The organism is Mesorhizobium sp. P2_A12 (genome assembly GCF_056405075.1).
Genome location: NZ_JBFUCU010000009.1, coordinates 73,133 through 99,712 on the forward strand (window position 1 = coordinate 73,133; position 26,580 = coordinate 99,712).

Sequence of the window (26,580 nt, forward strand, 5' to 3'; positions counted from 1 at the left end):
CATGTTCAAGCTGCCCGAAATCACCTATCCGCTGTCGATCGACACCATCGGCAAGATGCTGGCGACGGGCCACGAGGCGACGATCCACTGCCAGACGCCGGGCTGCCGCCATGAGAGCCGGCTCAACCTGGTCGCGCTCGGCCATCGCATCGGGTTCGATCATTCGTGCCTGGTGCAGGACATCGGGCGGTATTTCTCTTGCCAGAAGTGCCGCGCCGCCGGACGTGACCACAAGCGCATAGGCATGATCGTCCATCCGCTGACGGTCGATCACAGCGAATGGCCGAGGGAACGGCAGATCGAGCGCGAGAGGTCGGTCAGGGCGCGGCCAGAATAGTGGGACAGCCAGCCCGAAAAACATAATGAAATCGCGCAATGCCGGACTGCCCACTTTTCAGCAAGTCATTGAAATCCCACGTTTCAGGAATTCCGTCCGGGGGCACCAGTTTCCCGCGGTCTGCCAATTAATTCAATGCCTTAGGCATCACCGCTTTGGGCCGCCGTTCTCGCAGCAGCACCTCGATCAAGGCCTGCGCCCCATTGGTGGCCCGACTTGTGGCGTGTAGTCCACGTGCCAATGCGGCCCGCCGGTTGCATCTCCTTCCAGGATGACGTGTGCACCCCAATTTTGCAGCGCGCGCTGCACTTCCGCTTGCTCGTGAGGATTTCCATGTGGAATGGAAATATCGCGGGCGCGGTCATCCAGATGGTTGCTAACCGTAGCCCCGCGTCCGCGGGCGCGGTGTATTATCTGTTCGAACGCCTCGGTGGTTTGTGATCGGGTAGCGCGAGGATGTTGAACGACCCACGCGTCCATCTCGGTAATATGCTGGGCTTGACGATATACCCTCAGGAACTGCGCCCGGTTCGAAAGCCGCCGATCCGCCATCAATTCGGCTTGTCGGCGGACTGTCCGCACTCCGCCGGTAGCATGTATGGCCATGTGGGGAAATTGCCGCTGGAGTTCTCGAATTAGCCCCGCAAGGGTCGTCGGCGGCGAGACACGTTCCCATGTTTCGAGGCTCGGCCGTTGAACACCGTGTCGAATATGGCCGCCGCCAAAATCGGGACGAACCTCAACCGGCGCACGGGTTGACCCGCCATGGAGAAGAGTTCCCGAAATTCTAAGCATTGATGAAATGGCAGCACTGTTTGACTGCTGCTTATGCTAGCATTTTGCGACGGGATCAGCGAGCGGTTTCAGGAATGACCGAGAGCGCTCGCGCTCCAAAATATTCGAATTGCCCCGCTTCTATGCCGCGTTCGCGACCTGGGCGGATGCTTTCACTCTGGTGAACGTGTTGCGCACCCTGACCGATCTGTAGACGTAGGCGACCCATAGTCCGACCAGGACAAACGAGGTTATGGACGTAGCAAGCGCTTCTCCGGTGACCACTTGTCCAACCGGGACGCCGAAAACCGTGGAAACCCAGATCGCGTCCAGGATGAATACCACCGGGATTGCTAGCCATTGGGTGAGGAAGAGCTGCTTGAACCTTAGGCTCCGCCTCAGCATGGCAACGAGCACGACCACTTGAAGCACCAGAAATGCCAGCACCAGCCCAACCTCGCCGTAGACCACCATGGGTCCGTTCGGCACCAGCATAAGCTGGTTGTAACCATCGCTCGAGGAACCCAATGTGGCGAGCGTACGCAATGGAGCCATGGCCTGACCAATCGCGAGAAGCATCAGCCACCCTCCAATTCCGACGAGTTCCGCCGGATTCTGGACGGGCTTGTAGGCAGATCGAACCGCGAAGAAGACAGGCACTCCGATCAACAACAGAAGTATTGCCCAATGCCAGATGGAAAACTGCATTCACCCCCCCCCAGAAATACACTCATGGGTTGTAGCAGATTTCAGATTCGACTCAAGGGGATTGAGCCGCGGCTTGGTCCAAAAATCGATTCTGCTGCCTGCTCCTGACAATCAGACCGCAATCGCCGCCACCAGAATCCGGTTCTGCCGGCGTATCGCGGCGCGCAATTCCGATATCCTCGCCTCGTCGCGTTTCACGAACTCGATGAACATCATGTTCATGTTGTTGAAGATCAGTTCGCCGAGTGCTGCCCCGTCGATGTCCTGCCGCACCAAGCCGAGCGCCTGCAGGCGGGCGATCAGCGCGCGGATCTGTTCGGTCAGTGAACGGTCGAGCGCGGTGTAGGCCTGGCCGAACGGGCTGTCTGGAAGTTGCGTCGAGATCGCCATTGCCTGCCGCCACATCTCCTTGCTGAGATAGTGCAGCGAGTGTTCGATATAGATGCCGATCAGCGTGTCCAGCGCATCGCCGACATTGGCCGGCGGCTTGGCGACGACGCCGTGCCCGGCATTCAGCACCTCGTTGACTTCCAGCGAGACGATGGCGCCGAGGATGTCGCCCTTGTTCTGGTAGTAATTGTAGATTGTGCCGACCGAGACTTCGGCCTGCGCGGCGATCGCCTCGATCTTGGCGCCTTCATAGCCGGCCTCGCGGAAAAGCTCTGCCGCCGCCTCGATGATGCGTCTGTGCCGGTCCGCCTTTTGTCTTGCCCGCAATCCGCTCATATCAGCCTCTTGCCACGGAAACAGAATTGACCCAATTTTAGAATTGGTTCAATTTTTTGCAAGAAGCCACAAAGGCAAGGGAGAACACTCGATGTCCGCAAAATCCGCATCCCGGAATCCGCTTTCCATCCTCAAGAGCCACCTACACGCAGCGTGCGCCGCCACGGCGCTGCTGCTCGGCGCCGGCAGCTTCGCCCAAGCCGCCGATCTCAACGCGCTGATCTGGTGCGATCATTCCGATCCCGCACTTCTGCAGCCCTTCGAGGAGGCCAACAACGTCAAAGTCAACGTCAAGGAGTTCGAGGGCACCGGCGCCGGGCTCGCCATCGTCGAGCAATCGCAGCCGGGCGACTGGGACGTGATGGTGATCGACTCGATCGACGTGCCGCGCGGCGTCGAAAAGGGCCTGTTCGAGCCGCTGCCCGACGACAAGCTGCCCCTGGCCGACATGTTTCCCCAGGTGAAGATGGACGGCTCCACCGTGGTCGGCGGCAAGCGCTACGGCATCACCGAAAAGTTCGGCTACAACACGATCGGCTACAACAAGACCAAGGTCGACCCGGCCGACATGCAGTCGATGGCGGCGCTGACCGGCGACAAATACAAGGGCAAGGTCGCCATCTACGATTATTATCTGCCGGTCATCGGCATGGCCGCACTCGCCATCGGCAAGAAGACGGCTGATCTGACCGAAGCCGACCTGCCCGCCCTCAAGGACGAGCTTCTCAAGATGAAGGCCAATGCCAAGCTGGTCGGCGAGGTAACCGCCAGCCAGACGGCGCTGGCGACCGGCGAAGTCGATATCCTGGTCGGCGGCGGCGAATGGGTGACGGCCGGGCTGGCCAAGGAGAACCCGGCGCTGGACTTCTCGATCCCCAAGGAAGGTGCTGTGCTGTGGTCGCAGTCGCTGGCCATGTTCAAGGATTCCAAGAACAAGGACATGGCGCTGAAATTCATCCAGTACATCATGAGCCCGGAGGGCCAGGCGCGGCTCGCCACCTCATCCTGCTACTGGGGCATGCCGGCAAACACCAAGGCGGCGTTGACCGACGAGCAGAAGAAGATCCTCCGCTTCGACGAGCAGCCGGGCTTCCTTGCACGCGCCCAGGCCTATCCGGCGCCAAACGCCGACCTCGACAAGAAGATGCAGGACATGTGGACCGAAATGCTGCAGGCGAAATGAGCTGATACCGCCGATGACCGCCGCAAACGACGGGCGTGCCCCGCCACGGGGTGGCCGCGCCCTGCCCTGGGCGCTGGTCACGCCGGCACTCGGCTGGACGCTTTTGTTCTTCGTGCTGCCTTTCATCGCCATGGGGCTGTCCAGCCTGACGGCGCATGAGGGCGGCGGCTTCACGGTGTCCAACTACAGCCAGTTCTTCACCAACCCTTCCTACTGGCAGGCGATGGTGAATTCGCTCGAGGTGACGGCGATCGTCACAGTCGTCTCGGTGCTGCTCGCCTACCCCTTCGCCTGGATCCTGGCCGAACAGGTGCCGGAACGCTGGCAAAGGCTGGCGCTGATGCTGGCCGTGCTGCCGTTCTGGACGTCCTATGTCGTGCGCTCCTATTCCTGGCTGCTGGTACTGGCGCAGAACGGCGTCATCAACCGGGCGCTGACGGGCATCGGCGTGGTCGCCGAGCCCCTGCAACTCGCCAACACGCGTTTCGCCACCGTCACCGGCTTCGTGCATTTCTTCGTCATGCTTTTGACGCTGACGATCTTCGCCAACCTGAAGCAGTTGAGCCCGAGCTATCGCAAGGCGGCCGCCGATCTCGGCGCCGGGCCGGTGCGCACCTTCCTGCATGTCGTCCTGCCGCTGACCTTGCCCGGCATCATGGTCGGCGCCTTCCTCACCTTCGTGCTGTGCATCGGCGACTACATCACGCCGCAGATCCTGGGCGGTAACAACGAGCTTCTGATGCCGCAGCTGGTGATGATGCAGATCGGCCGCCGTGGCGACTTTCCGCTGGCGTCGGCGCTGTCGATCATCCTGATGGCGGTCGTCACCATTGCCTATTTGGCCTGCGCCCGCTGGCTGAAGATCGAGCGGGCCTGATGCACCGGATTGTCCGCATCGTATCCTGGCTCTACGCGCTTGCCGTCTATGGCTTCATCTTCCTTCCGGTGGTCGTGCTGGTGCTGTTCTCGCTCCAGTCGACCTCCTTTCCGATCCCACCCTTCACCGGCCCGTCGCTGCGCTGGTACGACGCGGTTCTGTCGGACACGCGGCTGACTTCGGCGCTGGTCAATTCGCTGCTGGTTGCCTCGATTTCGTCGCTGGCCGCCGTCACGCTCGGCTTCCTTTCCGCCTGGGGCTTTGCCCGCTTCGTCCTGCCCGGCTCCGGCCTGCTGCGCGGGCTGATCACGCTGCCCCTGACGGTCAGCTATCTCATCATCGGCATGGGGCTGCTGGTGCTGTTCAACTGGGCCGGCGTGCCGAAATCGCTGCTTGCCGCCGGCATCGGCCATGTCGTGATCAACCTGCCGCTGTGCTTTGCCATCATCTACAGCCAGATGGGCGACCACCAGATAAACATCGAACGCGCCGCGCGCGACCTCGGCGCGCCGGAATGGAAGGTGCTGCTGCTGATCACAGTGCCGGTCATGGCACCGGCCATCTTCGCCGGCTTCTTCCTGTCGATGACCTTCTCATGGGATGAGTTCGTCATCTCCTTCCTTTTGACCCGCTTCGACACGACCTTGCCGGTCGAGATATGGAACCTGCTGCGTTCCGGCCTTAATCCCAAGACCAACGCCGTCGGCTCGCTGGTCTTTGCCGTCTCGATCGTGCTGGTCGTGCTGTTCGAACTGACATTGCTGCGCAGGAGAAGAGCATGACCGCGCCTTTGGTCGACATAGACTCAATCTCGCATCGCTTCGGCCAACAGACGGTGCTCAAGAACGTTTCGCTCAGGATCGAACCGGGCAGCTACACCATCCTGCTCGGACCCTCAGGCTCGGGCAAGACGACGCTGCTGTCCATTCTCGGCGGCTTCGTCACCCCGAGCGAAGGCAAGGTGTTCATCCGCGGTGTGGACTGCACCTCGGTGCCGCCGGCCAGGCGCCCAACGACGACAGTGTTCCAGGACTACGCTCTGTTCCCGCATATGAGCGTCGGCAGCAATGTCGGCTTCGGCCTGCGCATGCAGGGCGTCGATGGCGCGACGCGAGCCGCCCGGGCGCGCGATGCGCTGGCGCTGGTTGGACTGGCCTCTTCCTTCGACAAGAGACCGCACCAGCTCTCCGGCGGCCAGCGACAGCGCGTGGCACTGGCACGTGCGCTGGTGATCGAACCGGCGGTGCTTTTGCTCGACGAGCCGCTCGGCGCGCTCGATCTGAAATTGCGCCGCCAGATGCAGGACGAGTTGAAGGCGATCCAGAAGCGCGTCGGCACCGCCTTCATCCACGTCACGCACGACCAGGAAGAGGCGATGGCGCTGGCGGACCACTGCGTGGTGATGAATGACGGGCGCATCGAGGACGAAGGGCCGCCTGAACGCGTGTATGCCAGGCCGGCGACGCGCTTTTCCGCCACCTTCATGGGCGAAAGCACGATCCTGGCCGGCACGGTCACGGAGGCCAGCGACAGGACAAGCACTGTCGCGACGCCGGTCGGGCCGGTTTCACTGCCGAGCGCCCTGCCTCAGGGCTCGGCTGTCGGCCTCGCCATACGGCCGGAGCATCTCATCCTGGGCGCGGCCGGCGGCGGTGTCAGGCTTGGCAGGGCTGAGGTCAGCGACGTCGTCTTCCAGGGCAGCTTCAAGCGCGTGCTGGCGGCTTCCATCGAAGACCCTTCGCTGCATTTCATCGCCAGGCTTCCGGCCTCAGCGGCAGTCCAGCCGGGCGACACGGTTGCGGTTTCGTGCGATACCGACCAGATCATCCTGTTGACGGACTGAATATGGGAACGCTTCCGGTCATCGGTGCTCCAGACTGGTACGAGACCATCCGCATGAGCGATGGCGTGACGCTGATCCATGAGCCGTGGATCAAGCCGTTCTTCCGCTGCAACATGTGGCATGTGCGCGGCCGCGACCGTGACCTTCTCTTCGACACCGGCCTCGGTCATTTCAGCCTCAGGCGCCATGTGCCATTGGTGACGGAGCGAAAGGTGACCTGCGTCGCCAGCCACACGCATTTCGATCATATCGGCTGCCATCACGAATTTCCCGACCGCTGCGTGCACGCGGCCGAGGCGGAAATCCTCGCCGATCCGCGCAACGAATGGACGGCCGCCGGCACTTATGCGACCGACGAGATGTTCGACGGTATGCCGCAAGGCTGGAACACGGCGAACTACCGCGTCATGCCTGCCCCGGCCGACCGCCTGCTCGCCCATGGCGACGTCGTCGATCTCGGCGACCGTGCCTTCGAGGTGATCCACACGCCAGGCCATTCACCCGGAGGCATCGCGCTCCACGAGAGGAAGACCGGCATCCTGCTTTCCGGCGACATCATCTATGACGGCCCGCTGATCGACGACGTCTACCACTCCGATATCTCCGACTACATGGCGTCGCTGCTCGCCATGCGCGACCTCGATGTCGCGGTCGTGCATGGCGGCCATTTTCCGAGCTTCGGCAAGGTGCGCTACCGCCAGCTTGTCGACGAGTATCTGGCGCAGAAGCGGCAGGCCGGCTGCCATCTGCGGCAGCCCTAGGAAACGAGTTAGCGCATCAATTCGAAATGTCGCGGAAACGACTGATGCAGCAACATCAGCATCGTCTTCCTCAGCACATCGGAATTGCCCGCCGGCGGGTTGAGATGATCCCAGATCCATGCCCCATGGACGAGATAGTTGAGGCTTTCAGCCAATGTATCGGGGTCGACATCGGTGTAGCCGCCGCTGCGCTTGATTTCGACGAGCAGGTCGCGCGCCTCGGCATTGTAGCTGAGATCGCTGGGCAGGCCGATCTCGTTGTAGATCTGCATGCTCTTGCGGTCACTGGAGAACACGACAAAGACAGAGACCCATTTCGGATGCTGCCGCGCGAATCTTTGCGCACATTCGACCGCGCCCATCAGCCGCTCGACCGGCGACAGGCCGGGCACGCGCACCAGCGTCGCCCACAATTCATCGTACTGATCGCTGAGATACTGCAGCACGGCGCGAAACAGGTTCTCCTTGCTGCGAAAATGGAAAACCACCAGTGCGTTGGAGGATCCGACATGCTCGGCGATGCGCTGCATCGTGACGCTCGCCAGGCCTTCGTCGGCGATGAGATCGATGGTGGCGTCGATGATGCGCTGGATGCTGGCTTCGCCGCGCTCGCGCCGGCGATCCCTGGGGGCCGGCTCTAGCCGATTGTCGCCAGCCTCGGCGACCATTGCCTTCGCGGCTGCCTTGCGTTGCGCCATTTCTGTCCAGCCTTTCAAACCTTGCGGCGGAGTTTTCCAGCCCCGCGCGCCGGCTCACCATAACCGAAGCCGGAGATCAAGCACCAGCGCGGCAAGGGCCACATGGCTCTCACAGCAACGGTCGCGTTTCGGCGTTTGTGTACCACTGTCCCTGAGCCGTCTCATAGGCCAGCGCCGCCCGGAAGACATCGGCGTCGCAATAGGTGCGGCCGACAATCTGGATGCCGGTCGGCACGCCATTCGTCGCGCGGCCCGACGGCATGGACAGAACCGGGCAACGGCTCAGCATGTTGAACGGTGTCGTCATCACCCAGCCAAGCGAAGGGTTCACCTGCTTTCCGTTGATCTCGACGGCGTCCCTGGTGTGGTCGAACTCCGCCGGCACAGAGGGGAGCGCATTGGTCGGACAGATCAGCACATCATATGTCTCCAGCAACGGCCCGAGCGTCTGGTACATCCTGGCCGCCACGTCGAGGGTTGCGACAAAATCCGTGGCCTTCGACTTTTGCCCATCTTCGGCAAATTGCCGTGCATAGCTGGTCATATCCCCGCCGTGCTGCTTGAGAAGTTGCGCCAGCGAAGCGCCGAAGAGGTGCTCCAGATAGGCAATGCCGGCCTTGAGCACCTCGTCGCCCCAGCCCAGATCCACCTCCTCCACGGTGGCGCCAAGTGAGCGGAACACGTCGCAGGCGGCGAGTGTGTTTTTGCGCACCTCCGCATCCACTTCGAAGGACCCGAGGTCCATCGAGAGAGCAATCTTCCAGCCCTTGATCGGCTTGTAGTCGAGCGGCAGGCGCAATTTCGGACGCAGCGTGGCGATGTCGAGAGGGCTTGGTCCCGCCATGACATTCTGCAGCAGGATCGCATCCCCGACGTTTCGCGCCAGCGGCCCGGTGTGGCAGTAGAAGTCGAGATTGAACGGCGGCTCGTCCGGGTTGCGGCCATAAGGCGGCTTGAAGCCCACGAGACCGCAAGCGGACGCCGGAATGCGGATCGACCCGGCAATGTCCGAACCGGTGGCGATCGCCGATGTCCCCGAGGCCAGCGTTGCCGCCGCACCGCCGGACGAACCACCCGGCGTGAAGTCGGGGTTCCACGGATTGCGCGTGACGCCCCAGCGCCTCGACCAGGTAAAGCCGGCGCAGCTGAATTCGGGCGTTGCCGTGCGCGCATGGACAATGCCTCCGGCCTTGATGATGCGCTCGTTCATCGTCGAAGTGTGGCCACCAATGGCATCCTTCGACAGCAGCGAGCCGTGCGATGTCGGCTTGCCCTTGATGTAGCTCTCGTCCTTGATGCCGATCGGCAGGCCCTCGAGCGCGCCAGTCCTGGCGCCCCTGGCGTATTTCGCTTCGGCTTTCTTGGCCAGCTCCATCGCCTCGTCGAAATGCGTGAAGGTGAAGCAGTTGATCGCCGGTTTCGTCGCTTCGGCCCGGTCGATGGTCGCCTGCATCAATTCGACGGGCGAAAGCTTCTTCGCCTTGAACAGCCGCAGCGCCTCGCTGGCCGGCATGTAGCAAAGGTCGAGATCAGTCATGGGAAGTCTCCTGCGATCGCCGGATCGCCTTTGGCATGGACGGGAGGTGGCCGCGCCGCGATATCGCGGGCATGAACTGTCCCTTGGCAGCGAATTCGGCCGGAACGTTCACTTCCGGCGCGTTCTTCATGTCGTCGGGCATGAAGGCTTCCGAGCCCTTGATGCCGTTCGAATAGCGCGCGAAGGCAGAGATCAGTGCAGCGTTCTGCGGGTCCATGATGAAGTTCTGGAAGAGCTTGGCGTTCTCGACATTCCTGGCGTCCTTGAGGACAGCGACGTTGTCCATCCAGATCGGGTAGCCCTCCTTGGGATAGCCATAGACGATCTTGTCGTTCTGCAACCGCTGGCGGAGCGAAATGCCGTTCCAGTTGACGCCGGCGGCGATGTCGCCCTTGCCGAGGCCGTCGACGGCGCCATAGTCGAAGGACAGCCATTTCGCCTTGGCCTCGACCAGCTTGTCGCGCACCTTTTTCAGCACAGCCTTGTCGTCGGTGCAGTATCGGCCGCCTTCGTAGGCGATGGCGAGGAACATGACGTCACCCATTTCGGGAACGACATTGATCTTGCCGACGAGCTCGGGCGGCGGATCGAGGAAGATCGCGGACGTGTTCACATCACCCGAATAGACCGACTTGTTCACCGACACGCCTGTCGTACCCCACTGCCACGGAACAGTGTATTTGCGGCCCGGATCAAAGGGGACATCGACCCATTTGGGATCGACGTTTTTGAAATTCTCCATCTGGTCCGGGCGCGATTCAAGCAGCAGCCCCTCGCTGATCCAGATCGGGACGACGCTTGCCGAAGGCACGACGATGTCGAAACCGGCACCGCCCTGGCGGATCTTGGCGAGTGCTGTGTCGTTGGAATCGAAGTCGGTGACGGTGACCTTGATCTTGTAGGTCTCCTCGAATTTCTTGATGAGATCGGGGTTGGTGTAGTTGCCCCAATTGTAGATGTTGAGCTCGCCCTCGGCGCGGGCGGCACCCGTCACGGCCAGCAGCGACAGCCCGATCGCCGTCGCGGTCAGTTTCCAGTTCATGCTCCATGCTCCCATTGTTGGGACCGTCGGCGTTGCCGCCTCAGGTCCGTTTCCTGCTGATGAAAAAGAAGGCCGTGACGATGCCGATCGACAGCACGAGGAAGGCCGTCGAGATCGCATTGACTTCCGGCGTGACGGTACGCCGGAGCTGGCCGAGCATGTAGGTGGGCAGCGTGTCCTGGCCGCCCGATTTCACGAATTCGGTGATGACGACGTCATCCAGCGAGACGACGAAGGCGAGCATCAGTCCGGCGAGAATGCCCGGCCAGAGCAATGGCAATGTCACGTGCAGGAATGTCTTCCACTTCGTTGCGTAGAGATCGGCCGCCGCCGTCTCCAGCGCCAGGTCCATGCTTTCAAGCCGCGCCCGGATCGGCAGATAGGCGAACGGGATGCAGAAAGCGGTGTGCGCGGAGACGAGGTAGCCTAGCCCGGAATAGCCGGTCCAGATCTTGATGCGCGAGAAGACGATCAGCAGCGCCACCGCGGTGACGATCTCCGGCACCATCAGCGGCTGGTTGATGAAGGCGTATTTGAGGGTCAATCCCGGATACGGTTTGGTCCTGGTCGTCGCCAACGCCGCCATCGTGGCGGTGATTGTCGCCAGCACGGCGGCGACAGCGGCGATCTGGAACGAGCGGATCGACGCCTCGATGACCAGCCCATTGTTCCAGGCGATGTGGAACCAGCGCAGCGAAAAGCCTTTCCAGATCACAATGGAATCATTGTCGTTGAAGGCGTAGACCACCAGCGTGGCGATCGGCAGGTAAAGCAGGAAGAAACACAGCATCGCCACGCTGACGAAGCCGTTCTGCCGCCGCACGTCGAAGCGATTAGCCATGGGCGCCATCCGACCTGGTCGTGTTGCGGACATAGAGCAGCAGCGCCACCATGACGATCGCCATCAGGGTGATCGATAGCGCCGCACCAAGCGGCCAGTTTCTGCCCTGGCCAAACTGCAGCTCGATCAGGTTGCCGATCATCAGATTGGTGCCGCCGCCGAGCACCCTCGGCGTCACATAGGCGCCGAGCGAGGGGATAAAGACGAGGATCGAGCCGGCGACGATGCCCGGCGTGACCAGCGGGATGATTATGCGCCTCAAAACCTCGAACCGCGTTGCGTAGAGGTCGTAGCCCGCCTCAACAAGGCGGAAGTCGATCTTCTCCATGCTGGCGTACAGCGGCAGCACCATCAGCGGCAGGAACACGTAGACCATGCCGGCCAGGACGGCGAAATTGGTGTACATGAGCTGCACAGGATGGTCGGTGATCCCAAGCAGTTGCAGCACCGAATTGATGATGCCGTCATTGCGCAGCACCTGCTGCATGGCGAAGGTGCGGATCAGAAGGTTGGTCCAGAACGGGATGGTGATCAGGAACAGCCAGATGTCGCGCCGGTGATCCGGCCGCGTGGCAATGAAATAGGCGGTGGGAAAGCCGAGGATCAGGGTCAGCACGGTGGTTGCCAGCGACAGCGACACCGAGCGCCAGAAGATCGACAGATATGCGGTGGCCAACGACAGCGTGTCGTCGAAGACATCACGCTCGAACAACACGCTCACCCAGGCATCGGTCGAGAACTGCCATTTCACATCGCCGTAATTGCCTGGCGTGAGGAAGGAATAGACGACCACGATCAGCAGTGGCCCGAGGGCCGCGAGGAAGACGATCAGCAGCGCCGGGGTGGAAAGCAGCCAGCGTGACCTGATGTCGTCACGTTCGGCCTTTTCGGCTACCTCTATCGCGGTCGCCATGGCCCTAGTCCTTCAGCACTTGGGCAGCATCGTCGCCGATCGATATGCCGACCTTGTCGCCGTTTTCGAAGCCGCAGCTGGCGCTGCGCGAGTTCTGCTGGCGCACCATGAAGACTCCGCCTTCTTCCAGCCGGACATGGATGTGCGTGTCGGTGCCGAAATAGACGATGGTCTCGATCGTACCGGTCAGGTCGCCGCGGCCTTTGACGAGTTTGGCATGCTCAGGCCGGACCATCAGCGTTGCGTTGCCGCCTGCGCGGAAACCCGCGGCGGCGGTCGCGCAGATCTTCGCACCCGAGCGCAAGGCAATCCGCGCCCGGCCATTGCCCGCACTTTCGACCATGCCGGTCAGGAAGTTCGTCTCGCCGATGAAGTCGGCGACGAACCGTTCCGCCGGGTGGTCATAGACGTCCCAGGGCGTGCCGACCTGCAGGATGTTTCCCGCCGACATCACGGCGATGCGGTCCGACATCGTCAGCGCTTCCTCCTGGTCGTGGGTGACGAAGATGAAGGTGATGCCCGTTTCGTGCTGCAGCCGCTTCAGTTCGATCTGCATTTCCTTGCGCAGCTTGTGGTCGAGCGCCGACAGGGGTTCATCGAGCAGCAGCACTTTCGGCTGTGGTGCCAGTGCACGGGCCAGCGCCACACGCTGTTGCTGGCCGCCGGAGATCTGGCTGGTGCGCCGATTTTTGAGCTCCTGCATGTGCACGAGCTTCAACATCGTGTCGACACGCGCCTCGATCTCGGCATTCGGCTTGCCAAGCATCTTCAGGCCAAAGCCGATGTTGTCGGCGACCGTCATGTGCGGGAACAGGGCATAAGACTGGAAGACGGTGTTGACCGGCCGCTTGAAAGGCGGCAGCGGCGCGATGTCCTGGCCATAGAGCAGGATTTCGCCGTCAGTCGGATAGTCGAAGCCGGCGATCAGGCGCAGCAGCGTCGTCTTTCCACAGCCGGACGGGCCGAGCAGCGTGAAGAATTCATTTTCGCGGATCGCGACGGAGACGTTGTCGAGTGCTCTGACCTGGTCCTGACCGGTTCCCCGAAAGATCCTGGTGACGCCCTTCGCCTCAACGGCGGGCCGTATGGCTGTCAAGATATTCCCCTCTCCTCCGTGGTCATTCACCAGCGCAAAACCGGCTGACCAACTTGATCCTCACCGATAGGAATAACTATGACTAAACATACAGTCAATATCTTTTTGCAGTCGCGAGCAGGGCATCGACCGTTGAGGATGCCGCCGATGCGCCGGTAAACCCATCATGATATGCTCAAGGACGAGGCCATTGATGAATTGGGGCAAGTCGTGGCGTGACCGCTGCGGCCTGCAGGGTTTGGATCAAGGTCATGCGCCTGTTTCTGGCAGCCGTGCTGCTGATGACCATGTCGCTCTTCTCCCCTGCGCGCGGCGAGGAGCGTATTGCGCTGGTTGTCGCCAATCCGGTCTAGGAAGGCGTCACGCCCTGGTCGCGGCGATCTGTTGGCGAAACCACTCGAACGTCCGCTCGATGCCCTCACGGTAGCCGGTCTTTGCTTCCCAACCAGGAAGGACATGCCTCGCCAAAGTCAGATCCGGACATCGGTTGGTTGGATCCTGGGGAACCGGAGGCTGGTGCTCGATGCGGCTGCCAGGGACAAGCGAGCTGACGAATTCAGCGATGCGCAGAACCGAAACCTCGTGATTGTTGCCGATGTTCAGCGGACCCCGGTGCGAGATGCTGTCGCGCCAGAAGAAACGTTCCAGTCCCTCGACGATGTCGTCGACATAACCCCAGCTGCGCGATTGGGAGCCGTCGCCGTAAACCGTCAGGACCCCTGTCGTCAGAGCCTGGATGACAAAGTTCGAAATGGCGCGGCCGTCGTCCATGCGGGTTCGCGGCCCATAGGTGTTGAAAATCCTGACGACACGAACATCAAGCCCGCTGACGCGCTGCTGCTCGAACAGCAATGCCTCGGTGCAGCGCTTGCTCTCATCATAGGCGGCCCTGGGACCCGTGCAGTCGACCGATCCCCTGTAACTCTCGGGTTGCGGCGAAACATTGGGATCGCCGTAAATTTCCGAAGTCGAGGCAAAGCAGAAACGACCGCCGGGCTTGAGCAGCATCAGAAGATTGAGCGCGCCGCCTATGTTGGCCTTGATCGTGCGTATCGGCTCGCGCATGTACCATATTGGCGAAGCGGGCGACGCCAGATGGATGATCTCGTCAAACCGCTCACCGGATGAAAAGCTGTCGGCGTCGGCAATCTGAAGGCTGAAACGCGGGTCGGTGACATGCGCAATGTTGTCTCGCGTCCCGGTCCATAGATTGTCGACGACGACCAGCCTTTCCAGGTCGTTTCGCCGCAGCAGACGGTCGATCAGATGCGAGCCTAAGAAACCGCAGCCACCTGAAACCAACACGCTGCGCGACATGGAAAATTCCCCCTCCAGACACCCGGCCAGTCAACGCGCCGCAGGGCTTGTTTCCCAAGAACGACGGATAGTTGGCTTGCGCCACCGGTCCAAAGCCTATCCGCCAATCGAGGCTCTCATCTACGTCGCGAAGGGCCGCAGGCGCAACGAGCAAGCTTGGCGCACGCCATCGATCCGCGGCGGCCCACCGGCCTCGGCTTCAGGGAGAAACAACATGTCTTCGGGAGTTACAGCGCCCGTTGCGGGCATGGCGTTCCGGCTGCGTCGCCGCAGCGCGACGCCGTGGGCTGAGGCCGAAAGCTCGTCTCTTCGGACTGGCGCACCAGTGCGGCGAAGACAAGAGCGAAACTTCCCAGCATCAGGAAGACGATGATAAGGCGTGCTACCGGCAATATGTCGGCCTCTACTGGCTAGGCCCCCGCCACCATCCACTGTCGGCTAACATGACCGATGCGGCTTTACGATAGTTTAACCCTCGTCTTAACCATCACATTCGCGTTGCCTTTGACATTTTGCGCGAACGGCAGGCCGAATCTCGCCGCTTTGCGATCGCCCGCCGGCCGGAACAACGGCTCTCTTTGCAGACGTACCCTGCCCATGCTACCCCGACGCTGGCGCGGCCCCGGTAACCGGCTGCCGCGGTCGTCATCGGGGAGCCATGAGCCAAACCGCCAGCCGCATCGCCTTCGTCTCGTCCGACACCGCTGACGCCAAGACGGCGCTGGAAAGCCTGTCGGCGCGCTATGGACAGTCCACCATCGAGGATGCCGGGATCGTCGTCGCCCTTGGCGGCGACGGCTTCCTGCTGCAGACCCTGCGTGACACGATGGGGACGGGCAAGAAGGTCTACGGCATGAACCGTGGCACCATCGGTTTCCTGATGAACGAATACCGCTCCGGTGGCCTCACCGAGCGTCTCGCGGCCGCCGTCGCCGAAACGATCCGCCCGCTGGAGATGCTGGCGGAGACCTCGGAAGGCGAAACGGTTTCGGCGCTGGCGATCAACGAGGTGGCGCTTTGGCGCCAATCCTATCAGACGGCCAAGATCCGCATCACCGTCGACGAGCAGGTACGGCTCGAGGAACTGAGCTGCGACGGCGTGATGATCGCGACGCCTGCCGGGTCCACCGCCTACAATCTTTCCGCGCATGGGCCGATCCTGCCGCTCGACGCGCCGCTGCTGGCGCTGACCCCGGTCAGCCCGTTTCGCCCGCGCCGCTGGCGCGGCGCATTGCTCTCCAACAAGGCGACCGTGCGCTTCGACATCCTCGAGCCGGAAAAGCGGCCGGTGAACGCCGCCGCCGACCATACCGAGGTCAAGGCGGTGACCTCGGTCACGGTGCGGGAATCACCAACCGCGACGGCAACGTTGCTGTTCGATCCCAATCATTCCTGGAACGAACGCATTCTCGCCGAGCAGTTCCGCTACTGAGCCGGCGCAGCGATCAACGCCTCGATTAAGCATTGCGATTAAGGTTACAACTTCACAATCGTGCCATTCCTGCCCGTTTCTGTTGACAAATCGTGGGCTTGCGCCTAATCGCAATACCAATCTTGCAGGCGCGTGGCGCTTGCCGCGACACACATGCTGTTGCGCTTCCCCGAACCAGCCAAAGACAACAACACTTGTCCTCAGACACCACGACCGCTCCAGAAGCGTTGACCTTTTCAGACCTAGGCCTGTCGCCGAAGGTCCTTTCCGCGGTCACCGATGCCGGCTACACCCAGCCGACGCCGATCCAGGCCGGTGCCATCCCGCACGCCTTGCTAGGCAAGGATATTTTGGGCATCGCCCAGACCGGCACCGGCAAGACGGCCTCCTTCGTGCTGCCAATGCTGACCCGCCTCGAAAAAGGCCGGGCCCGCGCCCGCATGCCGCGCACGCTGATCCTGGAGCCGACCCGCGAGCTCGCCGCACAGGTCGAGGAAAATTTCATCAGATACGGCAAGAACCACAAGCTCAACATCGCGCTGTTGATCGGCGGTGTTTCGTTCGACGAACAGGACAAGAAGCTGGAGCGCGGCGCCGACGTGCTGATCGCGACGCCCGGCCGCCTGCTCGACCACCGCGAGCGTGGCAAGCTGTTGCTCAACGGCGTCGAGATCCTCGTCATCGACGAAGCGGACCGTATGCTCGACATGGGCTTCATCCCCGACATCGAGCGCATCTGCGAGATGATCCCGTTCACCAGGCAGACGCTGTTCTTCTCGGCGACGATGCCGCCTGAGATCACCAAGCTCACCGAGAAATTCCTGCACGCGCCAGTGCGCGTCGAGGTCTCGAAGGCCGCGTCGGCCGCCACCAACATCATCCAGCGCCTGGTCAAATCCGGCTCCAAGCCGTGGGACAAGCGCGAGACGCTGCGCAACCTGATCAAGGCCGAGGACGCGGAGCTGAAGAACGCCATCATCTTCTGTAACCGAAAGGTCGAGGTGTCGGAGCTGTTCCGCTCGCTGCTGAAGTATGATTTCGACGCCGGCGCGCTGCATGGCGACATGGACCAGCGTGCGCGCATGCAGATGCTGGCCAATTTCCGCGATGGCAAGCTGCGCTATCTCGTTGCTTCCGACGTCGCCGCACGTGGCCTCGACATCCCCGACGTCAGCCACGTCTTCAACTACGACGTGCCGATCCATGCCGAAGACTATGTCCATCGCATCGGCCGCACCGGCCGTGCCGGGCGCTCAGGCAAATCCTTCACCATCGCGACCAAGTCGGACACCAAGTATATCGACGCCATCGAGCGGTTGATCGGCAACAAGATCGAGTGGCATGATGGCGACCTGTCGACGGTGGTCGCCAGCGAAGGGGGCGAGGACGATGCTCCGCGCCGTGGCAAGGGCGCGCCTCGCCGTGCCGGCCGCAAGGATGACGATCGCAAGGACAGGGGCGAGCGCAAGAGGGGCGGCGAACGTCGCTCCAAACACAGTGAGGAAGACGCCCCGGCCGTCATTGCGCAGCAGCAGGAACAGCCTGATGTGCCAGAGACCGCGGTCGCCGACATCGGCGAACGGCGTGCACGCAAGGAAGCGATCCGCTCGGAAAACATCGAGCGCAAATCATCCGATCGCAACGAACCGCGCGCTCCGGAACGTGGCGACACCAGGCCGCAGCGCGACAGCAACCGCCCTGCCCGCCACCGCCAGGAAGACAACGACACCACTGTCGGCTTCGGCGACGACATGCCGGCCTTCATGCGGATCGTCGCCAAGGTCTGATCCCCAATCGCATTCGAAGGCAAACCGGCCATCGGCTTGCCTTCACGGTAAGCTCGTAGAGCGGTTCACCGTTTCACTGAAACCCCGAACCGCTCTATCTCTCTGTTTTGACGCATTCCGGACGGAAGACGTTTTCGCATGTGCTGGAATTGCTCCGAGCCTGGCTCGCCCGTTACATCGGGCCAGGCATCATCTTGGTCGGCTTCTCCAGCATCGGAAACTCGGCCTTGTTGCATTTCACCTTCGGGTTCGTCGGACTGAACAGGCCGTTCGGATTGTCCACGAACCAGGCGTGAAGATCGTAGTGGACGAACTCCCTCGGGATGAGCGGATAGTGTCCCTCCATCGGGCCCATGAAGGTTTGGCCAAACAGCTTCGGCGGCGCTTTGATGTCCGGCGTCAGCGGCACCAGCCATTCCGCCCCGACAAGGCGCAGGCCTTTTTTAGTCGGTTCGTAGATCAGCACGTTGGGGTGCATCGGATCGAGTTTTTGGCCGACGCTGGGGACGTTGACGAAATGGATACCCATGGCGCCTTTCGGGTAATCCATCGTGCCCGGTATCTTTTCTCCGCTGAAGTAGACGCAGCCGACTGTCGACAGATAGAGGTCGCGGACGGCGGCGGTGTAGTCCTCATATTTGGCAAGCGACTTCTTCAAGGCCTCTATGTCGGCCTTGCCGGCATCCTCGGCCCGAGCCGTGGCGACGCCCAACCATGCGCCCACAAGACTGGTTAAAGCGAGGACGCCGCAGCGCCCAAGGCTGGCTGTTCTTGTCATGCATTCCTCCCAGATTTTCTGAATCTGGCCGTGCAAGACCGAGGCGGGAAAAAATGCTGATTGCGCGGCCAGTTGTATCCGCCTCATCCCCTCCGGAACAGGGTCGATGCTATTCCTTTCCGTGGCTGCGGGAAACTAGTTAGTTAGAACTAGCTAATTCGCTGAGCGCCAATCTGCGCCGGCATCCGCTCAAACAAAAACGGCCCCATATATGGGGCCGTTTTGCATTCGCTTGCCGGACAGATCAGGTGAGCGGCGACAGCTGGATCTCGACGCGGCGGTTCTGGGCGCGGCCTTCGGCCGTCGCATTGGATGCGATCGGCCGTGTCTTGCCGAAACCGGTGACGGCGAAGCGGCGCTGATCGACACCCTGACCGGACAGGTAGTTGGCAACCGCCAGCGCGCGCCGCTGCGACAGATCGAAATTGTGCTGGTCCCCACCGGTCGAATCGGTGTGGCCGAAAACGTCGACCGTGGTCTGCTTGAACTTCTTCAGCACCAGCGCGACCGAATTCAGCACCTGGTAGAAGCCGGGCTTCACAGCATCCTGATCCGTGTTGAAGGTGATGTCGGAGGGCATGTTGAGGATGATCTGGTCGCCGCTGCGGGTGACGCTGACACCGGTGCCCTGAAGCTGCCGGCGCAGTTCGGCCTCGTTCTGGTCCATGGTGGCGCCGATGGCACCACCGGCAAGCGCGCCGATACCCGCGCCGATCAGTGCGTTGCGGCGGTCGTTGCCGCCGGCAAGGAGGCCGAGGCTGGCACCTGCCAAGGCGCCAAGACCGGCTCCCGCGGCGGTGTTGGAAATCTTCTGGTCGCCCGTGTACGGATCGGTGGTGGTGCAGGCGCTCACAAGCAAAGCCGTCGCCACAACGACGAGCACAGTCTTTTTCATAGGATCGTCCCTCTCCAGGTCACGCCACGGCGATGGCGCCAAATCAGCCCTTCCCGCGACTTGTAACATGAAATGCGGCGAAAAGCGGAACGGCAAAAGCTACCGCAACGGCTTTTCCCCGACGCCGATTGGCCGGTCGCCCCATGGCGGGCTACCAGAGATTCTTGCCGTCGATGACGACCACTTCGACCTTGTCCAGATCGAAATCGTCGAACAGCCGCGAATTGACACTGATCTTGGGATTGTCGAAATCAGGCTCGCCGGTCGACCAATCCGGCGTTTCTGTGAAGGTGCCGCAGCCGCATGTGGCGCAAAAACCGTGCTTTACGGTTTTTGACCCCCATTGGTAGACGGAAACGTTCTCCGGCGGGCTGGTGAGCTTGAATTGCGACGGAACGTAATAGGCCCAGAGCGAGCCGCGTTTCGAGCAGAACGAGCAGGTGCATTGCGTCACCGTCTGCGGCGCCTGGGAAACCTCGAATGTCGTCCCCTTGCAATGACAGCTTGCCTTGATGGTCATCAACTCCTCCTGTCGCCCGCCGCCTCGTGCGGCAAAGGCAGCATAAAGAGGCGCTCCTGACAACTCTCTGTCAGCAGAGGCGCCAGACGGCGCGCCGTCTGAACCTTCCATTCTAAATCCAGACCAGAAGGCCTAGAAGGACGACGGCGGCACGAACAGGCAGATGGTCTTGCCGGCATCGAGCCCGGCTTCATGGGCGCACCAATGGAATTCGCCGTCGGGCGAATCCTTGATTCGTCTGTCGCTGTAGGCCAACACCTCCCCGGTGTCCTTGATGACATAACCTTCCGGGCGCTCGCTGATCGAGGTTTGCGACACCTCGTGGCAATCGTAATTGGCGCAGCAGGCGAACGGATAGCTCCAGCCTTGCGGCTTCGCCGCGGTCGGCCTGGCATCATGCGCCAACGCCGGCGAGGACAGCATTGCTATCATTGGAATTGCAAGCAGGGAAAACAGGAGTCGACCGGCCGGTCGGACGGCTTTGGCCGATCTGGGTGTGGCAGACATGGAAACGTTCCTTTCAAACGAGCCATCAAGCGTTTCGCTTGCCCGTTCCCTGAACGTGTCTTCCCAGCGGCCAGATCGTCAGCTAGCAGATATGCCGCGCCCAGCCATAAATGCTTTTGTCTCCCTCAATGCGGTGATGGTGAGCGCAAATGTGAGTCGGCGCAAGAAATTGCTACGTGGCCGACCGACGCCTATTCGTCGTCAGACCCGGCAATCACGTGCTCTTGATATTGCGGCAGGTCGTCGGTGATGGTGAACCAGCCCGCCTTGGAGCCCACGAAGATATGGGCGGACGGGCGGATGGACGGATCGTCGGCAAGGGTTCCCATCGCCACGTGGACAAAAGCCCCCTCGCGAACGAGCGAATACAGCAATGATCCGCACAACCCGCAATGCGCATCATGGCCGCTTTGATCGCCGAAGATCAGAAGCTTGTCCTCGCCTTCGCTCAAGGCAAATTTTTCGCGCTCGATACCGGCGAACGGCTTGAAGGCCGAACCCGTGGTTCGTCGGCAATTGGAACAGTGGCAGTTGGCAGCGTAAACAAACTCGTCCCGAACGGCGTATTGCACAGCGCCGCACAGACATTTTCCGACAAGCTTGCGAGCCATTGTCCTATCCAGGTCTATGTAGGGCCGCGGTTCTGGAGCCCTGCTCCATCCCGATGGAATCGGGATGGAATTCATGCTCCAAGGACTAGGTCACCGACTCATAAAGCGCATCCAGATTTTGGCTGAAGCGAGTTTGACGAGAGCAAGGTAGTTTTCGCTTCAACGGCAACCACATATTCCCGATCGTCGACCGGTTCGGCACCGGCTACGTCACCATGGATCAGGTGCGCCAGCACTACGCCGATCCCGGAAAGTTCAACGGCTACGCCTGACGCGCCGAAGCCTCCTACCCTCCAACGATTTCGCTGATCTGCACGATGGGCGCGATGTCTGTATAGTTGGCGACGTCCGCGACGATCTCCGCGCGGTGGGGACCGAACGCCTCCTGGAATGTCCCCAGGGTCGGCGAGTAGATGTGGCACGCCGCGACGAACTCCGGCGCGCTTCCAGGTTCGCGACCCGCAAGGCCCTTATCGATCTCGTAGCGCAGGCAGGCATCGCCGAGCCGTTCCTGGATCAGTGGCATGTGGTGGGTGCGGTAGTAGTCGTGATCGAACTTCGAGCCGCGATCGGCCGGATAGTAGACGCTCATCTTGATCATGGTCGGGCTCCTGCCTGAACGCCTCTCCGAGCGTCCGAGGGGGACTTTCTAGCTCACCGACTCGTAAAGCGCATCCAGATTTTGGCTGAAACGAGTTTGACGAGAGCAAGGTAGTTTTCGCTGTGCTTTTCGAAGCGGGTGGCGACGGCACGGAAGTGCTTGAGCTTGCTGAAGAAGCGTTCGACGAGGTTGCGGTAGCGATAGGGGAAGGCGCTGAACGGCGGGCGGCGTTTGCGGCCGGGCATCGGCTTGATGTTGGCCCATGCGCCGCGCGCGGCCATCTCGAGGCGCAAGGCATCACTGTCGTAGGCGCGATCGGCGAGCAGCAGGTCGCCGCCGCCGAGCGTATCGAGCATGTCGGCGGCGCTCCTGCCATCGTGTGCTTGTCCGGGCGTCAGCTTGAGCGCGATCGGCAGGCCGCGCGCGTCGCGTGGATCTTGGTGGTCAGTCCACCGCGCGAGCGCCCCATGCATCTGTCGTCAGGCTCACGCCCCGGGGGCGGTATCCAGCGCGCCCCCTTTTTACCGTTGGCACCATGCTGGTGAACCCGGATCGACGAGCTGTCGATCATCTGCACATCGCCATCGTAAGCCCTTGATACGGCATCGAAGATGCCGGTCCCATACGCCCGCCTTGCGCCATCTGACGAAGCGGTTGTAGCAGGTCGTATACGGGCCGTAGCGCTCGGGAATGTCCGCCCACGGCGAGCCGGTCCGAAGACGCCAGTAAATCCCGTTCAGAACACGCCGGTCGTCAACCCGAGGCACCCCGCGCGGCTTGCTCGGTAGCAGCGGCTCGATCACCGACCACTCGAAATCCGTCAACTCGTAGCGAAGCTGGCCCATCAGCAGCTCCCTTCAAGAAGCTTGAATCAGAACCTTGCAGCCACCGCCAGCAGTTCATGAGTGCGTGACCTAATCCAGATCCACCACCGCTTCACCCGCACCGCCTTCGATGCGCTGCGACAAGGAGGCTTCCATGAAATCGTCGAGGTCGCCATCGAGCACGCTTGACGGGCTGGTGCTCTCGACGCCGGTGCGGAGATCCTTCACCAGCTGATAGGGTTGCAGCACATAAGAGCGGATCTGGTGACCCCAGCCGATATCGCTCTTCGACGCTTCGGTGGCGTTGGCAACCGCCTCGCGCTTCTTCAGCTCTTCCTCGTAGAGGCGCGAGCGCAACATCTCCCAGGCCTTGGCCTTGTTCTTGTGCTGCGACCGTTCGGCCTGGCAGGCGACCGCGATGCCGGTGGCAAGGTGGGTGATGCGTACCGCCGAATCCGTGGTGTTGACGTGCTGACCGCCCGAGCCGGACGAGCGGTAGGTGTCGATGCGGACATCGGATTCGGACACGTCGATCTCGATCGTGTCGTCGATGACAGGATAGACCCAGATGCTGGCGAACGACGTATGCCGGCGCGCATTGCTGTCATAGGGGGAAATGCGCACCAGGCGATGAACGCCCGATTCCGTCTTCAGCCAGCCATAGGCGTTGTGGCCCTTAATCAGCAGCGTGGCGGACTTGATGCCGGCCTCTTCGCCGTCATGCACTTCCAGCACCTCGACCTTGAAGCGGCGCCGCTCGGCCCAGCGTGTGTACATACGCAAGAGCATCGAGGCCCAATCCTGGCTTTCGGTACCGCCCGCGCCGGCATGGACTTCAAGATACGTGTCGTTGGCGTCGGCCTCGCCCGACAGCAGCGTCTCGACCTGGCGGGCTTTCGCTTCGCCCTGCATCGAACGGAGCGCGGCTTCCGCCTCGGCGATGACGCCCTCGTCGCCCTCTTCCTCACCGAGTTCGATCAGCCCGATATTGTCATCCAGCGCCTGCGTCAGGCCTTTCACCGAGGCGATACCTTCCTCGAGGCCCTGCCGTTCGCGCATCAGCTTCTGCGCTTCCAGCGGTTCGTTCCAGAGGCTGGCGTCCTCGGCGCGCACGTTGAGGTATTCAAGCCGCTTTATGGCCTGATCCCAGTCAAAGATGCCTCCTCAGCAGGGTAATCGCCTGCCTGATCTCGTCGACAATATTCTGCGTTTCCGCGCGCATGGCTGGCTGTTCTGTCCTGTTTGATGAAATCGGTCGGCGCGATACATAGGGAGGCCGCCGCCGGCTGTAAAGCAAAATGGGCCGGCGCAAGGCCAGCCCATCCGCTCATGAAAATCGTCAGTAAAGGCCGCCGCCGCCGGACTGGATGGCCTGGTTGGCCTGCGGCGACAGTGCACCGCCGGTGGCATTGGAGCCGTCGGCGCCCATGCCGATCACCCAATAGCTGTCGGCGGGCCCGGTACCCGGCTTGAAGGCTTCGATGATGGTGCCGGGATCGCCCGAAGCGGCACGCATGCCGGTCTTGCGATTGATGGCGATCAGATTCATGCCTTCGGGCACCTTGAAGTCGACATTGGGCGTGCCATCCAGCGCCACCCGCATGAAGTCCTTGAAGATAGGTGCCGCGAGACCACCACCGGTAGCGCCATGGCCAAGGCCGCGCGGCGTGTCGTAGCCCATGTAGAGGCCGACGACGAGGTTGGGCGTAAAACCGATGAACCAGGCGTCCTTTTCGTCGTTCGTCGTCCCGGTCTTGCCGGCAATGTGGCGGCCGAGTTCGCCGATGGTGGCGCCGGTGCCGCGCTGCACGACACCTTCCATCATCGAGGTGATCTGATAGGCGGTCATCGGATCGAGCACCTGCTCGGAATTGTCGACCAGTTCCGGTTCCGGCTGGTTCTGCCATTCGGGCGCATTGCAGCCCTGGCAGCCACGTTCGTCCTGCTTGAACACCGTCTTGCCGTAGCGGTCCTGGATGCGGTCGATCAGCGATGGCTTGATCGACTTGCCGCCGTTGGCCATGATCGAGTAGGCCGACACCATGCGCATCACGGTCGTTTCGCCGGAGCCCAGCGCCATCGGCAGATACGGCGCCAGATGGTCGTAGACACCAAAGCGCTCGGCATACTCGACGACCAGCTTCATGCCCATATCGTTGGCAAGCCGCACCGTCATCAAATTGCGCGACTTCTCGATGCCGGAGCGCAATGTCGCCGGACCAGCAACGGTGCCGTCATAGTTCTTCGGCGTCCAGGTCGTGTTGCCGCTCTGGATCGTGATCGGCCCGTCCATGATCACCGAGGCCGGCGTATAGCCATTGTCGAGCGCGGCCGAATAGACGATCGGCTTGAACGAGGAGCCTGGCTGGCGCATGGCTTGCGTCGCGCGGTTGAATTCGGACTGGGCGTAGGAGAAGCCGCCGACCATGGCCAGCACGCGGCCGGTATGCGGATCCATGGCGATCAGGCCGCCCTCCACCTCGGGAACCTGGCGCAGGCTGTAGGCGCCATCGGCGCCATCGTTCTTCTGCACGAAGATGACGTCGCCCGGTTTCAACACGTCCGCCGGCGACTTGGCCTTGACGGTCTTGCCGTCGACCAGATGGCGCATGGCGAAACCCATGTCGTCCTTGCTGACGGTGCCTTCGACGCGTTCCTTGACGATCTCGCCCGACGCCTGGCGCGCCGGCTGAAGGCCGATCGACAGGCCGGTCTCCGAACTGTCTAGCACTACGGCCAGCGACCATTCGGGGACATCCTCCAGCCCCTTGACGTTGCCCAGCGGCACGCCCCAGTCGCCGGACACGTCGATGGTCGTCACCGGTCCGCGATAACCGCGCAGCGTGTCGTATTTCATCAACCCGTTCTGCATCGCCTTGCGGGCAATGAGCTGAACCTTCGGATCAAGCGTGGTGCGGACGGAAAGGCCGCCTTCGTAAAGCGCATTCTCGCCGTAACGGGCGATGATCTGGCGGCGCACCTCTTCAGTGAAGTACTCGCCGGCGAAAAGATAGGTGCCGTTGCGGCGCGGCGTCACGCCTAGTGGCTCGGCCTTGGCCTTGGCGCCTTCCTCACGCGTCACGTAGCCATTCTCGACCATCTGGTCGATGACCCAGTTGCGGCGCTCCAGCGCGCGATCGGCATGCTTGAAGGGATGGTAGTTGTTCGGCCCCTTCGGCAGCGAAGCCAAATAGGCGGCCTCGGCCACGGTCAGCTCGTTGACCGACTTGTCGAAATAGGTCAGCGCCGCACCGGCGACGCCATAGGCGCCGAAGCCGAAGAAGATTTCGTTGAGGTAGAGCTCGAGAATACGATCCTTGGGATAGGCCTGCTCGATGCGGAAGGCGAGGATCATCTCCTTGATCTTGCGCTCATAGGTCTGGTCCGAGGACAACAGGAAGTTCTTCGCCACCTGCTGGGTGATCGTCGAGGCGCCGACCTGGCGCTTGCCTGAGCCAAAATTCTGCAGGTTGACAATGATGGCGCGGCCAAGGCCGGTCACGTCGATGCCGGGGTGATTGTAGAAGTTCTTGTCTTCGGCGGACAAGAAGGCCGCCTTGACACGATCCGGTATGGCCTGGATCGGCAGATACAGGCGTCGCTCACGGGCATATTCGGCCATCAGCGCGCCGTCCGACGCGTGGATGCGGGTGGTCACCGGCGGCTCGTATTTGGCCAGCACCTCGTAGTCGGGCAGGTCCTTCGACAAATGGCCGATATAGATCGCAACGCCCGCCGCGACCAGAAGGGCCAGCGTCGTGCCGATGCCGAAAAAATAGCCAATGAGACGAATCATACCCGCTCCAGTCCTTGGTTCGGGAATTTCCTAAACGAAGCCGCCTTCCGCGCAAGCTTTCGAGCCGGTCCCAATCCGCAATCGAAAACTCATGTCGCCACCATGTGGACAAAATACGGCAATGCCTGAATTCGTGACCGCAGGCCGCAAATAAAGGCAACAGCTGTTGTCGCCGC

The 26,580-nt window shown here is 61.8% G+C and carries 25 protein-coding genes and 1 pseudogene; 8 read left to right on the plus strand and 18 right to left on the minus strand.

All coding sequences use genetic code 11. The features are described from left to right. Position 1 precedes the first annotated feature (1 nt). Positions 2-337, plus strand: coding sequence for a hypothetical protein (locus tag AC1DZU_RS20005; protein ID WP_477287595.1), 336 nt, complete (start codon positions 2-4; stop codon positions 335-337). 915 nt (positions 338-1,252) lie between these two features. Here the strand turns inward: AC1DZU_RS20005 and AC1DZU_RS20010 are convergent. Both AC1DZU_RS20010 and AC1DZU_RS20015 read right to left on the minus strand, forming a co-directional pair. Further along, positions 1,253-1,819 carry a DUF2569 family protein gene (locus tag AC1DZU_RS20010; RefSeq protein ID WP_095090677.1) on the minus strand — a complete coding sequence of 189 codons (567 nt, stop codon included), beginning with the start codon at positions 1,817-1,819 and terminating at the stop codon, positions 1,253-1,255. Between the two features lie 111 nt (positions 1,820-1,930). Then, the gene (locus AC1DZU_RS20015; protein WP_477287597.1) at positions 1,931-2,545 is read right to left on the minus strand and encodes a TetR/AcrR family transcriptional regulator; all 615 of its coding nucleotides are present in this window, start codon (positions 2,543-2,545) and stop codon (positions 1,931-1,933) included. Between the two features lie 91 nt (positions 2,546-2,636). Here AC1DZU_RS20015 and AC1DZU_RS20020 point away from each other — a divergent pair, with 91 nt between their 5' ends. Genes AC1DZU_RS20020 through AC1DZU_RS20040 form a run of 5 tightly spaced genes read left to right on the plus strand, consistent with a single transcriptional unit; the run spans position 2,637 to position 7,209 of the window. Further along, entirely contained in the window at positions 2,637-3,728 is a 1,092-nt protein-coding gene (locus tag AC1DZU_RS20020) for a polyamine ABC transporter substrate-binding protein (RefSeq protein ID WP_477287599.1), read from the plus strand. A gap of 13 nt (positions 3,729-3,741) precedes the next feature. Continuing rightward, complete coding sequence (locus AC1DZU_RS20025) at positions 3,742-4,605, plus strand: ABC transporter permease (protein ID WP_477287601.1); 864 nt, start codon at positions 3,742-3,744, stop codon at positions 4,603-4,605. Beyond that, positions 4,605-5,387 carry an ABC transporter permease gene (locus AC1DZU_RS20030; protein ID WP_477287603.1) on the plus strand — a complete coding sequence of 261 codons (783 nt, stop codon included), beginning with the start codon at positions 4,605-4,607 and terminating at the stop codon, positions 5,385-5,387. The genes AC1DZU_RS20025 and AC1DZU_RS20030 overlap by 1 nt, the downstream gene beginning before the upstream one ends. Continuing rightward, positions 5,384-6,448, plus strand: a complete 1,065-nt coding sequence (locus AC1DZU_RS20035; protein WP_477287605.1) for an ABC transporter ATP-binding protein — start codon at positions 5,384-5,386, stop codon at positions 6,446-6,448. The genes AC1DZU_RS20030 and AC1DZU_RS20035 overlap by 4 nt, the downstream gene beginning before the upstream one ends. Positions 6,449-6,450: 2 nt before the next feature. Then, on the plus strand, positions 6,451-7,209 hold the full coding sequence (locus tag AC1DZU_RS20040; RefSeq protein ID WP_477287607.1) for an MBL fold metallo-hydrolase: 759 nt from the start codon (positions 6,451-6,453) through the stop codon (positions 7,207-7,209). Positions 7,210-7,217: 8 nt separating this feature from the next. Here the strand turns inward: AC1DZU_RS20040 and AC1DZU_RS20045 are convergent, their stop codons facing one another. The 7 genes from AC1DZU_RS20045 to AC1DZU_RS20075 form a co-directional block, all read right to left on the minus strand. Continuing rightward, positions 7,218-7,907, minus strand: coding sequence for a TetR/AcrR family transcriptional regulator (locus AC1DZU_RS20045; protein WP_477287609.1), 690 nt, complete (start codon positions 7,905-7,907; stop codon positions 7,218-7,220). Between the two features lie 109 nt (positions 7,908-8,016). Continuing rightward, positions 8,017-9,444 carry an amidase gene (locus AC1DZU_RS20050; RefSeq protein ID WP_477287611.1) on the minus strand — a complete coding sequence of 476 codons (1,428 nt, stop codon included), beginning with the start codon at positions 9,442-9,444 and terminating at the stop codon, positions 8,017-8,019. Continuing rightward, positions 9,437-10,486 (minus strand): extracellular solute-binding protein, encoded by a 1,050-nt coding sequence (locus tag AC1DZU_RS20055; protein WP_477287613.1) that lies wholly within the window; start codon positions 10,484-10,486, stop codon positions 9,437-9,439. The genes AC1DZU_RS20050 and AC1DZU_RS20055 overlap by 8 nt, the downstream gene beginning before the upstream one ends. Before the next feature lie 40 nt (positions 10,487-10,526). Next, entirely contained in the window at positions 10,527-11,327 is an 801-nt protein-coding gene (locus AC1DZU_RS20060; protein ID WP_477287615.1) for an ABC transporter permease, read from the minus strand. Then, entirely contained in the window at positions 11,320-12,240 is a 921-nt protein-coding gene (locus AC1DZU_RS20065; protein ID WP_477287617.1) for an ABC transporter permease, read from the minus strand. Before AC1DZU_RS20065 ends, AC1DZU_RS20060 begins: the two co-directional genes overlap by 8 nt. A gap of 4 nt (positions 12,241-12,244) precedes the next feature. Continuing rightward, positions 12,245-13,336: an ABC transporter ATP-binding protein gene (locus AC1DZU_RS20070; RefSeq protein ID WP_477287619.1), complete on the minus strand. Its 1,092-nt coding sequence runs from the start codon at positions 13,334-13,336 to the stop codon at positions 12,245-12,247. A 360-nt stretch (positions 13,337-13,696) separates the two neighbouring features. Further along, on the minus strand, positions 13,697-14,653 hold the full coding sequence (locus AC1DZU_RS20075; protein WP_477287621.1) for an NAD-dependent epimerase/dehydratase family protein: 957 nt from the start codon (positions 14,651-14,653) through the stop codon (positions 13,697-13,699). Between the two features lie 658 nt (positions 14,654-15,311). Between AC1DZU_RS20075 and AC1DZU_RS20080 the strand changes: the two genes are divergently transcribed. Beyond that, a complete protein-coding gene (locus AC1DZU_RS20080; RefSeq protein ID WP_477287623.1) occupies positions 15,312-16,085 on the plus strand; it encodes an NAD kinase in 774 nt (257 codons plus the stop codon). Positions 16,086-16,279: 194 nt separating this feature from the next. After that, positions 16,280-17,872: a DEAD/DEAH box helicase gene (locus tag AC1DZU_RS20085; protein ID WP_477287625.1), complete on the plus strand. Its 1,593-nt coding sequence runs from the start codon at positions 16,280-16,282 to the stop codon at positions 17,870-17,872. Between the two features lie 172 nt (positions 17,873-18,044). Here AC1DZU_RS20085 and AC1DZU_RS20090 read toward each other — a convergent pair whose 3' ends face one another. The 9 genes and pseudogenes from AC1DZU_RS20090 to AC1DZU_RS20130 form a co-directional block, all read right to left on the minus strand. Continuing rightward, on the minus strand, positions 18,045-18,650 hold the full coding sequence (locus tag AC1DZU_RS20090) for a hypothetical protein (protein ID WP_477287627.1): 606 nt from the start codon (positions 18,648-18,650) through the stop codon (positions 18,045-18,047). 244 nt (positions 18,651-18,894) lie between these two features. Further along, positions 18,895-19,545 (minus strand): YiaD family glycine zipper/OmpA-like lipoprotein, encoded by a 651-nt coding sequence (locus AC1DZU_RS20095; protein ID WP_095090696.1) that lies wholly within the window; start codon positions 19,543-19,545, stop codon positions 18,895-18,897. A 151-nt stretch (positions 19,546-19,696) separates the two neighbouring features. Further along, positions 19,697-20,065 carry a GFA family protein gene (locus AC1DZU_RS20100; protein ID WP_095091674.1) on the minus strand — a complete coding sequence of 123 codons (369 nt, stop codon included), beginning with the start codon at positions 20,063-20,065 and terminating at the stop codon, positions 19,697-19,699. Between the two features lie 132 nt (positions 20,066-20,197). Continuing rightward, positions 20,198-20,572 (minus strand): hypothetical protein, encoded by a 375-nt coding sequence (locus AC1DZU_RS20105; protein WP_477287630.1) that lies wholly within the window; start codon positions 20,570-20,572, stop codon positions 20,198-20,200. A 191-nt stretch (positions 20,573-20,763) separates the two neighbouring features. Continuing rightward, positions 20,764-21,183 carry a GFA family protein gene (locus tag AC1DZU_RS20110; protein WP_477287632.1) on the minus strand — a complete coding sequence of 140 codons (420 nt, stop codon included), beginning with the start codon at positions 21,181-21,183 and terminating at the stop codon, positions 20,764-20,766. A 286-nt stretch (positions 21,184-21,469) separates the two neighbouring features. Next, positions 21,470-21,784 carry an EthD family reductase gene (locus AC1DZU_RS20115; RefSeq protein ID WP_477287634.1) on the minus strand — a complete coding sequence of 105 codons (315 nt, stop codon included), beginning with the start codon at positions 21,782-21,784 and terminating at the stop codon, positions 21,470-21,472. A 53-nt stretch (positions 21,785-21,837) separates the two neighbouring features. Then, positions 21,838-22,629, minus strand: a pseudogene (locus AC1DZU_RS20120) (IS5 family transposase). 69 nt (positions 22,630-22,698) lie between these two features. Then, positions 22,699-23,830 (minus strand): peptide chain release factor 2 gene (gene prfB, locus AC1DZU_RS20125; RefSeq protein ID WP_477287636.1). Its coding sequence is split into 2 segments (ribosomal slippage): positions 22,699-23,763 and positions 23,765-23,830, totalling 1,131 coding nucleotides; the frame shifts between segments, so codons are not numbered across the junction. 117 nt (positions 23,831-23,947) lie between these two features. Next, complete coding sequence (locus tag AC1DZU_RS20130) at positions 23,948-26,404, minus strand: penicillin-binding protein 1A (protein ID WP_477228494.1); 2,457 nt, start codon at positions 26,402-26,404, stop codon at positions 23,948-23,950. Between the last annotated feature and the right edge of the window lie 176 nt (positions 26,405-26,580).

Bases quoted from the DNA above. Each gene is read 5' to 3' on its own strand.
- AC1DZU_RS20130 (WP_477228494.1), bottom strand. From the start codon at position 26,404: ATGATTCGTCTCATTGGCTATTTTTTCGGCATCGGCACGACGCTGGCC.
- AC1DZU_RS20045 (WP_477287609.1), bottom strand. From the start codon at position 7,907: ATGGCGCAACGCAAGGCAGCCGCGAAGGCAATGGTCGCCGAGGCTGGC.
- AC1DZU_RS20020 (WP_477287599.1), top strand. From the start codon at position 2,637: ATGTCCGCAAAATCCGCATCCCGGAATCCGCTTTCCATCCTCAAGAGC.
- AC1DZU_RS20100 (WP_095091674.1), bottom strand. From the start codon at position 20,065: ATGACCATCAAGGCAAGCTGTCATTGCAAGGGGACGACATTCGAGGTT.
- AC1DZU_RS20105 (WP_477287630.1), bottom strand. From the start codon at position 20,572: ATGTCTGCCACACCCAGATCGGCCAAAGCCGTCCGACCGGCCGGTCGA.
- AC1DZU_RS20115 (WP_477287634.1), bottom strand. From the start codon at position 21,784: ATGATCAAGATGAGCGTCTACTATCCGGCCGATCGCGGCTCGAAGTTC.
- AC1DZU_RS20090 (WP_477287627.1), bottom strand. From the start codon at position 18,650: ATGACAAGAACAGCCAGCCTTGGGCGCTGCGGCGTCCTCGCTTTAACC.
- AC1DZU_RS20055 (WP_477287613.1), bottom strand. From the start codon at position 10,486: ATGAACTGGAAACTGACCGCGACGGCGATCGGGCTGTCGCTGCTGGCC.
- AC1DZU_RS20035 (WP_477287605.1), top strand. From the start codon at position 5,384: ATGACCGCGCCTTTGGTCGACATAGACTCAATCTCGCATCGCTTCGGC.
- AC1DZU_RS20030 (WP_477287603.1), top strand. From the start codon at position 4,605: ATGCACCGGATTGTCCGCATCGTATCCTGGCTCTACGCGCTTGCCGTC.
- AC1DZU_RS20060 (WP_477287615.1), bottom strand. From the start codon at position 11,327: ATGGCTAATCGCTTCGACGTGCGGCGGCAGAACGGCTTCGTCAGCGTG.
- AC1DZU_RS20050 (WP_477287611.1), bottom strand. From the start codon at position 9,444: ATGACTGATCTCGACCTTTGCTACATGCCGGCCAGCGAGGCGCTGCGG.
- AC1DZU_RS20065 (WP_477287617.1), bottom strand. From the start codon at position 12,240: ATGGCGACCGCGATAGAGGTAGCCGAAAAGGCCGAACGTGACGACATC.
- AC1DZU_RS20080 (WP_477287623.1), top strand. From the start codon at position 15,312: ATGAGCCAAACCGCCAGCCGCATCGCCTTCGTCTCGTCCGACACCGCT.
- AC1DZU_RS20005 (WP_477287595.1), top strand. From the start codon at position 2: ATGTTCAAGCTGCCCGAAATCACCTATCCGCTGTCGATCGACACCATC.
- AC1DZU_RS20010 (WP_095090677.1), bottom strand. From the start codon at position 1,819: ATGCAGTTTTCCATCTGGCATTGGGCAATACTTCTGTTGTTGATCGGA.
- AC1DZU_RS20015 (WP_477287597.1), bottom strand. From the start codon at position 2,545: ATGAGCGGATTGCGGGCAAGACAAAAGGCGGACCGGCACAGACGCATC.
- AC1DZU_RS20075 (WP_477287621.1), bottom strand. From the start codon at position 14,653: ATGTCGCGCAGCGTGTTGGTTTCAGGTGGCTGCGGTTTCTTAGGCTCG.
- AC1DZU_RS20095 (WP_095090696.1), bottom strand. From the start codon at position 19,545: ATGAAAAAGACTGTGCTCGTCGTTGTGGCGACGGCTTTGCTTGTGAGC.
- AC1DZU_RS20025 (WP_477287601.1), top strand. From the start codon at position 3,742: ATGACCGCCGCAAACGACGGGCGTGCCCCGCCACGGGGTGGCCGCGCC.
- AC1DZU_RS20110 (WP_477287632.1), bottom strand. From the start codon at position 21,183: ATGGCTCGCAAGCTTGTCGGAAAATGTCTGTGCGGCGCTGTGCAATAC.
- AC1DZU_RS20040 (WP_477287607.1), top strand. From the start codon at position 6,451: ATGGGAACGCTTCCGGTCATCGGTGCTCCAGACTGGTACGAGACCATC.